Annotated in this window: 1 pseudogene; it reads left to right on the top strand. The window is 41.5% G+C overall.

Annotation, left to right across the window (positions count from 1 at the left end):
- Positions 1 to 75 precede the first annotated feature (75 nt).
- A pseudogene (locus tag ACP3VS_RS24365) lies at positions 76 to 281 on the top strand (IS5/IS1182 family transposase); the annotation flags it as partial.
- Positions 282 to 342 lie beyond the last annotated feature (61 nt).

Here is a 342-nt window from a genome sequence, read left to right as displayed (position 1 = left end):
CGCAGGAGTCGCCGCCCTTCGTTCCCATCAACTTCTACATAAAGTACTCCATCTACATAGGGTGTTGAAAAGTAAATGCTCCATGCAGACCATTTATTTATGATTCCACGCATGTGAAAGCGAGTGTGAATAAACGGAAGGATGATAAAAAGGTTGTGCGAAAAGAAACACGGGCTTATGAAGAAAAACTTCCATTAGAGTTAAATATGGATCGTGAAGAACACGGAAAAAAGCCCCTTCCCCTGGAGAAGTTTGAAAAGGAAGAATGGAAAGAAACAAAGGGCAGATATTGAAGTATGCGACAACGACGAAGGAAGGATATCGCCAATATAAATCGAATCC

Source organism: Lysinibacillus sp. VIII_CA (genome assembly GCF_049943995.1).
GTDB lineage: Bacteria > Bacillota > Bacilli > Bacillales_A > Planococcaceae > Lysinibacillus > Lysinibacillus pinottii.
The sequence above is the reverse complement of the archived record's forward strand: the minus strand, read 5'-3'. Positions and strand labels throughout refer to the sequence as shown.